The 12,777-nt window shown below is 42.2% G+C and carries 14 protein-coding genes; 13 read left to right on the top strand and 1 reads right to left on the bottom strand.

Annotation, left to right across the window (positions count from 1 at the left end; all coding sequences use genetic code 11):
* Nucleotides 1-6 precede the first annotated feature (6 nt).
* The 13 genes from CTT31_RS07740 (at nucleotide 7) to CTT31_RS07680 (ending at nucleotide 11,304) form a co-directional block, all read left to right on the top strand.
* Nucleotides 7-474, top strand: coding sequence for a hypothetical protein (locus CTT31_RS07740; protein WP_010371699.1), 468 nt, complete (start codon nucleotides 7-9; stop codon nucleotides 472-474).
* Nucleotides 475-500: 26 nt separating this feature from the next.
* Complete coding sequence (locus CTT31_RS07735) at nucleotides 501-1,910, top strand: hypothetical protein (RefSeq protein ID WP_260492298.1); 1,410 nt, start codon at nucleotides 501-503, stop codon at nucleotides 1,908-1,910.
* Nucleotides 1,911-1,937: 27 nt separating this feature from the next.
* A complete protein-coding gene (locus tag CTT31_RS07730) occupies nucleotides 1,938-2,195 on the top strand; it encodes a hypothetical protein (RefSeq protein WP_211859715.1) in 258 nt (85 codons plus the stop codon).
* Complete coding sequence (locus tag CTT31_RS23550; RefSeq protein ID WP_312026962.1) at nucleotides 2,125-2,775, top strand: eCIS core domain-containing protein; 651 nt, start codon at nucleotides 2,125-2,127, stop codon at nucleotides 2,773-2,775. Before CTT31_RS07730 ends, CTT31_RS23550 begins: the two co-directional genes overlap by 71 nt.
* Before the next feature lie 179 nt (nucleotides 2,776-2,954).
* Complete coding sequence (locus tag CTT31_RS07720; RefSeq protein ID WP_260492296.1) at nucleotides 2,955-3,452, top strand: hypothetical protein; 498 nt, start codon at nucleotides 2,955-2,957, stop codon at nucleotides 3,450-3,452.
* A 135-nt stretch (nucleotides 3,453-3,587) separates the two neighbouring features.
* Entirely contained in the window at nucleotides 3,588-4,259 is a 672-nt protein-coding gene (locus tag CTT31_RS07715; RefSeq protein WP_260492295.1) for a hypothetical protein, read from the top strand.
* 160 nt (nucleotides 4,260-4,419) lie between these two features.
* Nucleotides 4,420-5,265, top strand: a complete 846-nt coding sequence (locus tag CTT31_RS07710) for a glycosyl hydrolase family 18 protein (RefSeq protein WP_260492294.1) — start codon at nucleotides 4,420-4,422, stop codon at nucleotides 5,263-5,265.
* 203 nt (nucleotides 5,266-5,468) lie between these two features.
* A complete protein-coding gene (locus tag CTT31_RS07705) occupies nucleotides 5,469-6,131 on the top strand; it encodes a hypothetical protein (protein WP_260492293.1) in 663 nt (220 codons plus the stop codon).
* Between the two features lie 185 nt (nucleotides 6,132-6,316).
* Nucleotides 6,317-7,690: an ATP-binding protein gene (locus CTT31_RS07700; protein ID WP_260492292.1), complete on the top strand. Its 1,374-nt coding sequence runs from the start codon at nucleotides 6,317-6,319 to the stop codon at nucleotides 7,688-7,690.
* Nucleotides 7,691-8,227: 537 nt separating this feature from the next.
* On the top strand, nucleotides 8,228-8,500 hold the full coding sequence (locus CTT31_RS07695) for a RebB family R body protein (protein WP_010371716.1): 273 nt from the start codon (nucleotides 8,228-8,230) through the stop codon (nucleotides 8,498-8,500).
* Between the two features lie 56 nt (nucleotides 8,501-8,556).
* Nucleotides 8,557-9,573, top strand: a complete 1,017-nt coding sequence (locus CTT31_RS07690) for a cyanobactin maturation protease PatG family protein (protein ID WP_260492291.1) — start codon at nucleotides 8,557-8,559, stop codon at nucleotides 9,571-9,573.
* An 18-nt stretch (nucleotides 9,574-9,591) separates the two neighbouring features.
* Nucleotides 9,592-10,386: a hypothetical protein gene (locus CTT31_RS07685; RefSeq protein ID WP_260492290.1), complete on the top strand. Its 795-nt coding sequence runs from the start codon at nucleotides 9,592-9,594 to the stop codon at nucleotides 10,384-10,386.
* 9 nt (nucleotides 10,387-10,395) lie between these two features.
* Complete coding sequence (locus CTT31_RS07680; RefSeq protein ID WP_211859710.1) at nucleotides 10,396-11,304, top strand: cyanobactin maturation protease PatG family protein; 909 nt, start codon at nucleotides 10,396-10,398, stop codon at nucleotides 11,302-11,304.
* A 119-nt stretch (nucleotides 11,305-11,423) separates the two neighbouring features.
* On the opposite strand, the gene CTT31_RS07675 is transcribed toward CTT31_RS07680, so the two are convergent.
* Nucleotides 11,424-12,689 carry a Xaa-Pro dipeptidase gene (locus CTT31_RS07675; RefSeq protein WP_010371730.1) on the bottom strand — a complete coding sequence of 422 codons (1,266 nt, stop codon included), beginning with the start codon at nucleotides 12,687-12,689 and terminating at the stop codon, nucleotides 11,424-11,426.
* Nucleotides 12,690-12,777: the final 88 nt, after the last annotated feature.

Genomic DNA, 12,777 nt, shown 5'->3' with positions numbered 1-12,777 from the left:
TGAACAATGAATACCAAAAATCAAAAGGTTACAGCGCTTGGTGAACTCTCTCAAGCCGTTATGCCGAAACAAATGAATAGTATTTTAGCCGACATTGATACCATGCTTAACCGCGCACAACACACTATAGATATGTCATTACAGCAATCTTCACAGCTAATTGAACAGTCTCGTCAACATCTCGCCAGCATTCATAATGCGCTCGAGAGTGAGACTCAAATAAACCAATCTGACGCTCACGAAACGCCCTACCAAGATACATTACTGCAAGCGCAAGTAACACAATTAGAGGACCAGCAAGCACAGATAGAGCAAGTATATACGGAGCAGGAAGTCGCAGCTCGCCAAAGTGCTGAGGCCGCACAACAAGCGATGGAAGAAACGCTAAAAAACATGGAAAAGCAGCTAATGCATCAAAATCAAGTCTTTCAACATGATGTAATGCAGCGCAGTGCTGACACGCAAGGCGAATAAAACAAGTTGCAGGGAGCCTGACCACAATGATCCAAATAGATTGTAAACCTATAGCCTGGTTACCAGACGAAGACGTAAAAATTGCAGCAGCAAATAAACAGATGCAAGCACTCATGGCGCGTCTGGTAGACGCGCCTAAATATCATACGCTGACAATTGAAGATAGAAAGCAGCTAGTAAGCGAGGGCTACGCTCCTGACTTAGTAGATAACCTCGTATTTATCACGCTCAGGCTGACAGGCTTAACAGAAGACTTGGTTAATGTGGGGTTTAACTATGCCGCTTTTGATACAGCGCTATTTGCATCCGATCATTTGAAAGCTCACTTGCAACAACTCAGTAATGGCTGCTGTGCCTATTGCGAAAGCTATTTATTAGCGACAAACTCCGGCGAAGTTGGCCACTTCAGGCCTGTTGAGTTACTGGAAAGACCGGTTTCAACACATTTAGACGTAGTGGCGACCTGCTCGCCGTACTTTTCATTGGCATATGATCAAAACAACCTACTTTTTGTCTGTAATGCTTGTCACGAGCAATATAAAGGCGGTCAATTTCCACTTGTTGGCAAACGTGCGCCACTGATTAATATCGAACAAGAGCAGCCCTTACTAGTCTGCCCTTACCTAGAAGATCCGAGACAATTTGTCCGCTTTGACCCTCAATCAGGTCGAGCCTATGCCTTTGATGTTTTGTCTACTTTTTTGATGGACAGCAAATCTATCAGTCACCGTGAAGCCGAGCAGCTTGTTTGGTCACGGCCCGAATTACTTCAAGAGTCACACGACTTGATGGAATCGCCTGCGTTTACGAGATGGCTTCAGTCATTAGACAAGGATAGCGCAATACAATTAACCAAAGGTCAAACTACGATTGAAATACTGGGTTTAAACCGCCCAGAGCTGGTTATTTCACGTCTGAACGCAATTGGCCAATTACATTTTGCTTATGAACGCTTTAAGTTAAGTAAAAATGACGATTTGCCAGCCTTTATTGACTCACTCCCGCTTTTGCAATACCGAAGTTTGGCTATAGATGCACTACACACTTGGCATAGTCAACAGAGTCCTCAAGCAACCACAGACAATACCACGACTCACCAAAACCAGCCATCCAGTTTGCCATTTCCAAACTGGTTTCGAGCGTCATTACGCTATTGCGTGGAAGAGTCTAACCTTGCGGATAACCACAAACGAAACTTAGTTTTTCTCTCTGCCAACGATAGACTCTACGGTCAAAAGGCCAAAGAAAGATGTGTATTTCTGCCAGTAAACTGGAAACAGGACAAGCATAAGCTCATCAAAGTGCGCTCCCAACGCAATATTTGGGAAACTTCTTTATCTGAACTAGCTGACTCGCGGCCGCTAGAGCTCATCAATTTGTTTACTCATAACGATGTTTGGGTTGAAGGCCCATTCGAAGCACTACACAGTGCATAATTTAACCATTAGTAAGGATATTCCATCATGACCACTCAAAATGAACAATCCGTTCTCAATGCAGAACAACAAGCAATGCAAGCAGTATCACAAGCTGAGGTCGCCACAGCAGCTCAGTCCACAGGCTACGCTACGGCTACGCCTTCTGAGGCTGAAAATATCGCGAACAACGCCGTCGTCGCAGCAGATCAGAGTGTCTATCAGCAAGCGTTTGATGCCCCTGCCACCTCAACCCCAGATGAAGCAGAGCAACAAGCAACCCGAGCTGTTGAAGCTACTGAATAAAAGTCACAAATACCCGGCTCAGTCGGGTATTTTTCATGCATACCTTCTTTCAATTTGCAGTAACCTTACGAATAAATACCAACGACTCCAGACTTTTTACCAATCGTTACCGCTATACCATGCCTATAGTAAAAGTATCCAACAAACACGAAACAACACGATGACATTTTATCAACTCACGACCAGGCAGCGCCACATTACCGGAACAGTAAGGCAGAACCCCGCACGTCAGCGAAGAGCAAAAAACGTTCCTCTTAAGAGCTGCGCTTTACCAATACGCCTCAGACGTGGCATGGAAAAACTATCTGGTGTTAATTTGGCCAATGTGCGAGTGCACTACAACTCGTCAAAGCCTTCGCAAGTACAAGCCCATGCATATGCTCAGGGCAAGGATATTTACTTGGCCCCAGGTCAAGAGAAACACCTTCCCCACGAGCTTGGTCATGTTGTTCAACAAGCGCTGGGGATAGTAAAGCCCACCACAGAGGTAAATGGCATAGCTGTAAATGACGACCCAACTCTGGAGCAGCAAGCAACGGACTGGGGAGAATTGGCACAGCGCTTAGGTAAAATTGAGTAGATACTCCAGTGACCCTCTAAATGCCGGTTAAGCAGTTCACCTATTTCATTAGGCAAGTTCGATACCTATGTAAATGAAATTGATAACCGCCATGGCCACTGATAATACATCGATGTTTGCATTAACGATAATCAAGGCTTCAGATTAAATGTTAAGACCTAATTTATAAGGAATAAGATATGTATACACACCTAACTCAATCCCTAAAACGAGACCAAAAAGTGTCATCAAATATCAGCACTTCAAATACTGGCTGCTTTAGGTTTCAGCAGCCCGTTAAATTAAAAAGAGTATTCACTCCTAAGCTCACTAATAATATTCCTAGTACATTACAGAAAATGAACTTTGGGCCTGACACTGGCGCAGATAACGATGCTGAATTTTATCTTTATGAGCAAAAAAAGCTGCAACGAGCTAGAGAGGCTGAACGCCTTGCCTATAGACAAAAGATAGATAAAGCAATCGAGGATCTAACTAAGCAATACAACCACCTAGCCAGTGGTAACTGGAAAGAAATGTTAAGAAATATGAAAAATGCTGTGCAAGACAAAGGCCCTGGTGATGGTGAGCCAAAGGTACTAATGCAAGCCGCAATCAATGAAATGATGAGTACTTATATAGGGGGCCCTGAAGACGGTAGAGAAAAATATATTGTTGGAAGCTCACTTAGAAGGTAGCGCTTTCAGATAAGTCAAACCAACTAAATATAGAGCACTACCTAGAATCTCATATAACTACACCGCTGTAATTCTAATAACTTAGCGATAGCGCGGCTGTGATAATGCCATATACAAATTAAGAGGGTTTAAGATATGTATACACAAGTTGAGAAATCGAAAGAAAATAAAAATAGACTAGCAGTTAATTCAGTTGCTCAGAATAAAATCCATATTAAGCATGGGGTTGCGGATAATCGACGAAACGCTGTTGAACAAAAAAAGGTGCAAGAGTCGGAAAATTATAGTTCTCAAGAGCTGTTACTCGCTAACGGTGCAATTCAGAAGGCAAACTTATCACAGCCAATTCAACGCATGGGTCTCTTGCCTGTGTTAGGTGCTATATCCACGGCTGCATTGCTATACATGTTGCGCTACGATAGTAAGGTGAGACAACAGAACTACACAAGCAAGGTAAAAAATATTCCAGTAGTGGCAAGTGAGATTTTCGACGACGCTGAACAGGCAAAACAAAAAGGAGAAGAGGTAGATCCAAATCTTCACCAAATTGTTACAGAAGGAGCTATAGAAGTACGAAACAGACAAATGGAAGATACGCGAGAGAAAATTACACCTCTAGGGAGAATGTTATCTGTTTTTATGAAAAAGGAAGGGTTGACGATGAACCAATTAATGGAAAAGTATAAATCTAGATTTCCAGAAAAAAATGAAGAGGAAATTTTTAAGTTGATCATTGATTCTGCGGGTCGCTCAAATCCATCTTTAGCATCGAAATTTTTGGCCTCTCTTATGAAACCTAGACTCTAAAGGGAAATGTATCAAATAAGTTCAAACGTTGCCATTCGCAACGGCTAGCATCTGGGTCTAACACCCATTACAGGAGTTTGTCCTGTAATTCTTTGTAATACCAAATATCCATAAACTGAACTAGTTTTCGCAAACAGATTATTTTTTCTCATAAGGAACAATGATGTCTAAAACCATTACCTACTATAATTCGGGTGCTATTCCTTTGGCCAATGCCGGTGAGCTTCCTTACGATATAGTAAACTTAGCGTTTTTATCTTCGGCTTCAAACAATCCGTTTAAGCTAATTTTAAGCGGTGCAATTGCTGCTACAGAGACCAGCTTCACGGCCCAAACGGTAGAAGCGATACATACCATGCAGCAAAATGGGCAAAGAGTATTGATCTCATTTGGTGGTGGCGATATGGATCACAACGTATATTACTCGTTATCTCAAGATCCAGACAGGCTAGCAGATTCCTTGGCGGACTTTGTTAAAGATAACCATCTGGATGGCATTGATATCGACTATGAAGATAGCGCTGCATTTATCGCGAATGCAAGTTATGACGGCGTACAGTTTCTCGTATCATTAACACAGGCTCTCAGAAAACAGTTGCCCTCACCCCGCTACTATATTTCCCACGCCCCGCAACCTCCTTACCTAGAGCATGGTGGTTACATGGCTGGTTATCTTAAAATAGTCGAACAAGTTGGAGAGGATATTGACTGGTTAAACGTTCAGTTTTACAACAATCCACCTTGGAGCGCATGCCCAGATCAAATCGTTAGTTCCTATATGGACTATATCAAGCTACCGAATATGTCTGCGAAGAAAATTATTGCAGGATTCCCAGTGACAGCACACGATGCAGGCTCTGGATACATGCCGGCAGGGACTATTATTCAAGCGGTTATTGACCCCATTCAAAACACCACTGAACTGGGTGGTATTATGAATTGGCAGTTTTCAAGTGACGCAAATGGCGATTGGATTAAAACCATCAAAAATGCACTTAAAAACTGAATTTTGCTTCTATTCTTTGGCCGCCTTTGTCGGCCTATCTTCCTACACTCACCCCAATAAAAGCGATAAAGTAAAATATACCAACCGAAAAATAACTTTTACCAAGTTGGTAAAACCAGCCTCTCTTATAGTTAATTCAACCAATTTATCTATTTGGTTGCTTTCACCCTGAATTAATTAAACGCATTAAGTGAGACGAGATTATGAACGCCAAAAAACCTTTAGGTTCAAAAGACGATCCAAGTTATGTCAGAGTAACGAATATGCAAGATCCTAATCTGGCCTACTCCAGTGTTGCCCACCCAGGTGCAAAAGGCTTTATTTATAACGGTACCATGAAGCCAAGTGTCGCAGACAAATATAAAGGCGAAGGTTATAGCTTTTGTATGCGCAACCTTAACACACAGGACAATGAGTGGGATGTTGCGCTAACGGCTCAAGAAACCGACAGAATAACGGGCACCAGTGACAAGCACGGATACGCGCTGGCATTGATGCCGATGTTTATCCTCAACGTGTCTTCTATCAATAACACCAATAACAATCCTCTTGATATAGCTAACAACGTTCTTGACCTGTTAAATAGCGCCTCTATTCCTATCGGTACGACAGTCTGGCTACAGCTAAAAGACAATGACAATGGTGCTAAATCTGACCAAATACAAGAAATTGAACACTATATATTTCAATCAGGTTATTCAATAGGTATTTTAGGCGATGAGGTGCAGCTACAGCAGCAAACTAACGGCCGTGTACTTGAATCAACCTATACTCCATTTGAAGAATCAAACAGTGGCACCACAATACGCACAATTATGATTGGCGAAAACTCAGGTACTTACCCAATTTACTGGGCACTTCAATGATCTTTATGAAAAGACTGAGCAGGATAGGCAACTCGCCTGCTCTTTTACGTAACCAACCACCTCTTAAATAAAAGAACTTGCAGCAATTAGTCTGTTATACCAACATAATCCCTAAAGTTGCCAATCAGATTCGCAGCCGCACAAACTACACTGTGGAACGCTTATTTAAAGAATAAGGAAGTAAAATGTGGCAATCTAACTTTGAACCTTTAGCTCAAACTCCTTCCAAAGCGGCTTTAAATGCCAAAGACTTAGAACAAGAGTGCGACTGGCTGCAGCGTGCTATTCAATATCGTGTGTCACATTACTTTGGACAGTCACTCGATAATACTGAGCAAGAATTTCCACTGCCACCTACGCTAGATAACTCAGACTCTGACTTTGCGGACTTTATTACCCGCAGCAAGCCAAACCTGATTGAAAGATTATTAATTATTCTAGCATTTGTCCCGGTTATCAAAGCCCCTGTACTCGACATTTTCCTGTCAATCAACGAACAAACAAACCGTCCTTTTAGTGAGTTTGGTATACAAGAATCTCAAGGGCTAATATTCACAACGGGAATCACAGCGGCATTCATTCTTAACGGAAATAATCTCAACACGGAGTTTGATGTCCTTCAAACGATCCATTCAAGCCAATTACTTAACCTTATGGTGGACAGTCATCGAGAATCTGAGGGTATATCACGATTAAACATCCCCTTGGTTCTTAAACCCGAGTTTATACAAATGTTCACGACGGCAGAGCCATATCGGCCAGAAACAAGTCATCAGTTTCCTGCAACCCAAGTAAACACAGCACTTGAATGGGATGATGTAAAGCTACCAGATACCACTCGTCATCAGCTAAACGAAATTATTACTTGGGTTCAATATGGCAAGACATTACAAACGCAATGGAAAATTGGTAAACAACTCCGCCCCGGTTACCGTGCACTATTTTACGGCCCTCCTGGAACAGGAAAAACCCTAACGGCGAGCGTACTTGGAAAAATACTCGATAAATCAGTCTATAAAGTCGACTTATCGCTGATCACCTCAAAGTACATTGGAGAAACAGAGAAAAACCTTGAACAGCTGTTTAGCCTTGCAGAGCATCGTGACTGGATCCTTTTCTTTGATGAAGCGGACGCGCTTTTCACTAAGCGCTTAAAAACCAGCTCTTCTAACGATCAGTTTGCTAATCAAAATGTCGCCTATCTGCTGCAGCGTATTGAAAGCTTTAGCGGTGTGGTGATCTTAGCGTCAAACTATAAAGATAATATCGACGACGCGTTTTTTCGCCGATTTGAATCGATTGTCCAGTTTCAAGCGCCAAAGGCTGCACAGCGACTAGAAATTTGGCAAAGCGGACTTTGCCACCAATCTCGCCTATCAAGCAATATATGTTTAAACAAACTTGCAGAGCAATATCCACTGAGTGGAGCTGATATTATCAATGTATTACGCTTTGTATCATTAAAATTACTCAGCGAAGCACGCACAGAAATAACCATGACGGATATACGTGAGGGCATAAGTCGACTTTCTAACTATCAAACTCAACTTAGGTGGTGATCTCATCACACTCACACCTTTTACTTTTTCATAGACTGGTTAAACTCACAATTTGCAAACATCATAACTTCTACCAAGTTGGTAAAAGCGGCCCGCGATATAGTTAAAAATGCCAACTCAGTTGGAAATGTCAATTTATGCACACTTTATCAATACGGTTTAGTCAGCAGGTGACTTAGCTAAGAGGCAAGTTCGCAGTGAATCAAAAGCTGACAACGAGTAAAGCATTCCTTAGCTGATAAACGAGTTGTAATTTAAACCTGTTTGATGGACAGGCATAGCTAATGACTAACCCCATTGCGAGAAAAGTATGGAGCTCTCATGATGGGGTTATTTTTACACCGTCAGTACTCCCTTAGCTCAGTTGTACAGCCGCAATGCGTAAAAACCACCAAACACTGTTAAATATTACGCATTTTAAAGTCGTCCAATCTACCATAAAAACAATTAGTTAAACCAAAACATCTGTGACGGAGCGGGCTACATTATCCTTTAGTTATTAACGCTAAAAAGCAACTAACCATTAAGGAAAAAATCATGGCATTTCCAACTTCTGTAAACGACCAAATCACTGACTCAGTCACCCAAGCAAACGTAAAAGTACTAGGTGATGCTCCAGCAATGTCAATGGGTAACTTGTTCCAAGCAACTTCACAAGCGCTTGCAAACGCAGCTCATAATGCAACCACAGCTCAGCAGCAGATGGCTGTTACAGCTCAAGCTGCCACCACTATGGGTGTTACAACCCTCTATTCGATAGACACAGCAACTACAGGTATTGCAACGAAGAAGATCCTTGCAAGTAGTTAACACCAAAGTGAAGTGCTGTGCTCCATCAGCACTTCTTCATCAAAAAAGAGAATAATATGAGCGAATTACACCCTGAGGTCACCTCAGCAGATCCCGCAATTTGCAGTTCTGAAAACGCTGAAACACAAGATAGCAAAACTTGTGACTCAGACACTCTTGGTATAGCGCCGATAGAGGCAAACGATGCTAGGCTACCGAGCGCCCCGCAAGACCTTGACTCATCCGAGCAAATGCAAGCGCAGGAAATTCAGCATCCTACTTCCGTGCAATGCGCCGCTTTTGACTACATTTATGCAGTGGGCCAAGTAGAAATAGTCTTTCCTAATGAGGGAATAGAAAAGCAATTTTTACAAGCCGCAATGGAGCTCGCAGTCGATGAAAGAGCCTATTACGAAGTTTTCACTAATAAATCATTGCCGATTGGGGATCCTAACAGAGACAAGTATCTTTATCTTGCCGAGCAAGTTTCTTGGATTTTAGTCATTCAAAAACAGCTAAGTTACCACTTAACTCCCGCGACAAAAGTCGAGTTAGAAGCGCTAATTGAAGCGCTACAACCACCTAAAGATACACTGGAGCTTGTGTATACTTGTGTCATTGGCCATTCCTCTAATAACCACGACACCAATTTAGCTGAGATAGTTTGTCATCAGGTATATCATCAAACATTGTCAGAGCTGCATAATACAATTCAAAAAATTTCCAGTGCGGAAACCAATGCCATTCAAGATGTGATAAAAGCACTAGAAGTCGAACCAAACGCAGGCCGTGATGACTTTGATAGAGCTAAGAATTTTGTTGCATTTCGCTATCCAGATATCTACTTACAAACCCATAAAATGCGTCTAGGGTCCGCAACCCTGCCAAGTGCTTCTCTAACCGACATCACGTTTTCCCAATTTGACGCGGTGTCTGAACATAAGATTGTTGATATTACGCTAACCTATAAAGAAAACGCTTCTGCTAAACATCATTATTACTTTTGTCGTATCGACGTGAGTGGCTTGTATCCTTTTATCAATACAGAAATACAACAATTCCTCCCGCTGCTGAATACGATGCCACAAGATTAATGCAAAGGAAGGATAGAAATGAAGACCTCAATTCACAATGATAAAACAGTGCCAATACAGTTTGCGCCTCATGACAATCATGATACATCTATTTATGCAATTGGTGTTATTCAACCAAGCTTTCCGACCTTAAACCTCGAAAAGCAATATGAAGCTGCTGCGTTGTCTATAAAGGCCAACCCCGAAGAATTTTATAAAGTGTTCAACTATCGCGTAACCATGGACAGTCAACCTCAGTTGAGTTACAGGCCATTTTTATATTTAGCACAGCAGGCAACATGGGTTCTTACCATAAACCTGGTAGACACTTACATCCTTGAGCCAGATACACCGACACAACTGAATGCACTGATCAATACAACAGAACAAAAAAATACTTATGTGGTTATTGGCGAGCTAACAGGCGAACATGCCGCACAGCACTACGATGACATCGCTTTACCAACCGCCACGGTAAAGCATCTAATCGCAGTTACCGATATCCAAGTTCCAATACTCAAAGATGGTAAACCAGCCAATCAACAGCTTGAGCTGCCCGCACTTAAGCCTACTATTGGGTTAACTAAAAAAGACAAAGCCAGTAACTATTTTTTGAGTCACTTCTATCAAATCGTCGTTGATAGCAGCCAACACTTATTGATTGATGATATTCAAGCTATTCAATTGCAACAGATACACTCTGAACCAATGCGCCACGTTGTTGAGTTTATTCTGTGTAGTTCAGATCGTAGCCGCTATGCCTGTAATATCGACGTAACCAACCACTATCCTTTTGTTTCATCCAGACTAGCGCCATTTGCGAAAAGTATTTAGGGAGGCTTCATGAACCAATCATTATCCACTCAACAAAATTTGCCACTTAGTCAGAGGTTGGCCGACGGTGAAACAAACTCAGAACCTTCAACCATATCCACAAACTTTGTCTATGCCGTTGGTGTGATAAATGCCCAATTTCCGACCCTTAATCTAGAAAAAGAGCTATATCAAAATAGCTTAATGGGCAACCAAGAAACACAGCTCCCCATGTTGGAGAACGTCAATGATGACATTGCGCTACAAAGGCTCAACAGGAATAAACAACTTAATCAGGAGCTGTTTAAAGGCTTGAGTTTAGGTAAAAATCGTTACATAGCGCGCAGCATGAAATGGGTCTTGGACAATCGTTACATTGAGCAACTTTATACTTTACTCATTCCAACGGATGAACTGTTAACTCAATGTATTACCGCACTAGATCGAACAACAAATAGTGAAACCGGACAAGTGGTAATTATCGGCGAAATGCACTCACCAAACACAGTACTAGTTAGTGCAATCATTCCAGTGATGGTACTGCCATTTGGTGAGGTGTTACACGGCGTCAAGGCAAATAACGATCAGTTTCAAAACCTTGTTACTGAAATAACTTCGCTCAATATATCTAGAGGTAATAGTGACGCAACACGCGCGTTAAACTATGTACTATATAACAACCCTACAATATACCAGCAGTCATTTCACCTTTACTACCAAAGCCGCCAAGATGGTCCTAATCCCAATGGTTATCAGCTGATCAATGTTGACGTCAATGTTAGCAACAGTGGAGATAGAGTTGCTGCAGATGTTATTTTTGTCTATCAAGGGATTAATACTGGCGCGATGCAGTTTTGGCGCAGTCGAGTAGATGTCACGGGTGAATATCCATTTGTCGTGTCGAATTGGGAACAATATTTACCAAGCAACCACAGTTAACACGATAAAATATGTATTCCATCTCAAAACGTTGCCTGTCCACTGATTTTTATTATGATTACAACGATATATTGCAAAGCTGCGCAGTTCTTTGCATAAGAACTGCGCGGAACGTTTGGCTATTGCTTTTCTACTTTGCCATCTTTCATCACAAAGATGACGTTTTCCATCACACTAATGTCTTTTAGTGGGTTACCTTTAACCGCGATAATATCAGCAAGTTTCCCCACCTCAAGTGAGCCTAATTGTGTATTTTGCTTGAGTAACGTCGCCGAGTTAATAGTTGCAGCCTGTAAGGCTTGTAGCTCAGTCATGCCAAATTTCACCATGCGGCTAAACTGCTTACCATTGTCACCGTGAGGATAAACACCAGCGTCAGAGCCAAACACCATATTCACGCCTGCTTTTACCGCTTTTGTAAAACTAGCACGCTGAGTTGCACCCACCTTACGTTCTTTATCCAAGCTTTCAGGCAAAATACCTGCCTTTTCGCCCTCGCCAAGGATATATTCCGTATTGTAGATGTCCATAGAAAAGTACGTACCTTTGTCTTTGGCTAGCTGAATGGCTTCATCATCAACAAAACTTACATGCTCTACTGAATTCACACCTGCTTTAATTGCAGACTTGATACCATCCGTGCCGTGCGCGTGGGCAGCAACCGTTAAACCGCGTAAGTGTGCTTCGGTCACAATCGCCGTCATTTCCTCTTGGGAATATTGCTGAGCACCCACTTTAGTGCCTTTAGATAGTACGCCACCCGTTGCACAGAACTTGATTAAGTTAGCGCCATATTTAATATTTTCACGTACCTTTTGCCTTACTGCCCAAGGTCCATCAGCCACCCCTTCTGAAAATACTTTATGCTCATGGGTTAGGAGGTTGTTGTCACAATGGCCGCCAGTGATCCCAAGTGAAGGACCTGCTGCGTTTACACGTGGGCCTGATACGTCACCATCAATAATGGCATCGCGCAGCGCGATGTCAGCATAGCCAGCAGCACCGAGGTTACGAACAGACGTAAAGCCCGCATCTAGTGTGCGCTTGGCGTTTCTAACACCAGTAATTGCCGCACGAGGTGCAGTGCGTTGCAACCTTTTGTAGCCATGAACATGTGCGTCTGAAGTTAGGTGGACATGCATATCAAATAGACCAGGTAATAATGTGTGACCACTTAGGTCTATCACTTCAGCGTCTTTTGGATAGGCTTTACGATTTGATTTTCCGACTGAGATAATCTTATTGTCTTCAACGACCACAGTTGCAGGGGAGATAAGCTTGCCTGACACCACATCAATCGCAGAGTCAGCATTTAAAACATACGTTTGCGCGTACACACTGCTTGAAACAAAGAGTGCCGTGCTCATCCATATTTTTTTATTCATTTTACTTCCTCATTTTTTGCTTGAGTGTAGAAAGAATATGGCTTGCAAACAAACCGATCGCGACCAATAACTGTTCCTATTTCAAAAA

It is taken from the genome of Pseudoalteromonas maricaloris, assembly GCF_024746855.1.
Lineage (GTDB): Bacteria > Pseudomonadota > Gammaproteobacteria > Enterobacterales > Alteromonadaceae > Pseudoalteromonas > Pseudoalteromonas maricaloris.
The sequence above is the reverse complement of the archived record's forward strand: the minus strand, read 5'-3'. Positions and strand labels throughout refer to the sequence as shown.

What these genes read in the sequence shown, in the direction of transcription:
- CTT31_RS07740 (WP_010371699.1), top strand. Translation starts at nt 7, where the DNA reads ATGAATACCAAAAATCAAAAGGTTACAGCGCTTGGTGAACTCTCTCAA.
- CTT31_RS07695 (WP_010371716.1), top strand. Translation starts at nt 8,228, where the DNA reads ATGGCATTTCCAACTTCTGTAAACGACCAAATCACTGACTCAGTCACC.
- CTT31_RS07710 (WP_260492294.1), top strand. Translation starts at nt 4,420, where the DNA reads ATGATGTCTAAAACCATTACCTACTATAATTCGGGTGCTATTCCTTTG.
- CTT31_RS23550 (WP_312026962.1), top strand. Translation starts at nt 2,125, where the DNA reads ATGCCCCTGCCACCTCAACCCCAGATGAAGCAGAGCAACAAGCAACCC.
- CTT31_RS07700 (WP_260492292.1), top strand. Translation starts at nt 6,317, where the DNA reads ATGTGGCAATCTAACTTTGAACCTTTAGCTCAAACTCCTTCCAAAGCG.
- CTT31_RS07705 (WP_260492293.1), top strand. Translation starts at nt 5,469, where the DNA reads ATGAACGCCAAAAAACCTTTAGGTTCAAAAGACGATCCAAGTTATGTC.
- CTT31_RS07680 (WP_211859710.1), top strand. Translation starts at nt 10,396, where the DNA reads ATGAACCAATCATTATCCACTCAACAAAATTTGCCACTTAGTCAGAGG.
- CTT31_RS07730 (WP_211859715.1), top strand. Translation starts at nt 1,938, where the DNA reads ATGACCACTCAAAATGAACAATCCGTTCTCAATGCAGAACAACAAGCA.
- CTT31_RS07735 (WP_260492298.1), top strand. Translation starts at nt 501, where the DNA reads ATGATCCAAATAGATTGTAAACCTATAGCCTGGTTACCAGACGAAGAC.
- CTT31_RS07685 (WP_260492290.1), top strand. Translation starts at nt 9,592, where the DNA reads ATGAAGACCTCAATTCACAATGATAAAACAGTGCCAATACAGTTTGCG.
- CTT31_RS07675 (WP_010371730.1), bottom strand. Translation starts at nt 12,689, where the DNA reads ATGAATAAAAAAATATGGATGAGCACGGCACTCTTTGTTTCAAGCAGT.
- CTT31_RS07720 (WP_260492296.1), top strand. Translation starts at nt 2,955, where the DNA reads ATGTATACACACCTAACTCAATCCCTAAAACGAGACCAAAAAGTGTCA.
- CTT31_RS07690 (WP_260492291.1), top strand. Translation starts at nt 8,557, where the DNA reads ATGAGCGAATTACACCCTGAGGTCACCTCAGCAGATCCCGCAATTTGC.
- CTT31_RS07715 (WP_260492295.1), top strand. Translation starts at nt 3,588, where the DNA reads ATGTATACACAAGTTGAGAAATCGAAAGAAAATAAAAATAGACTAGCA.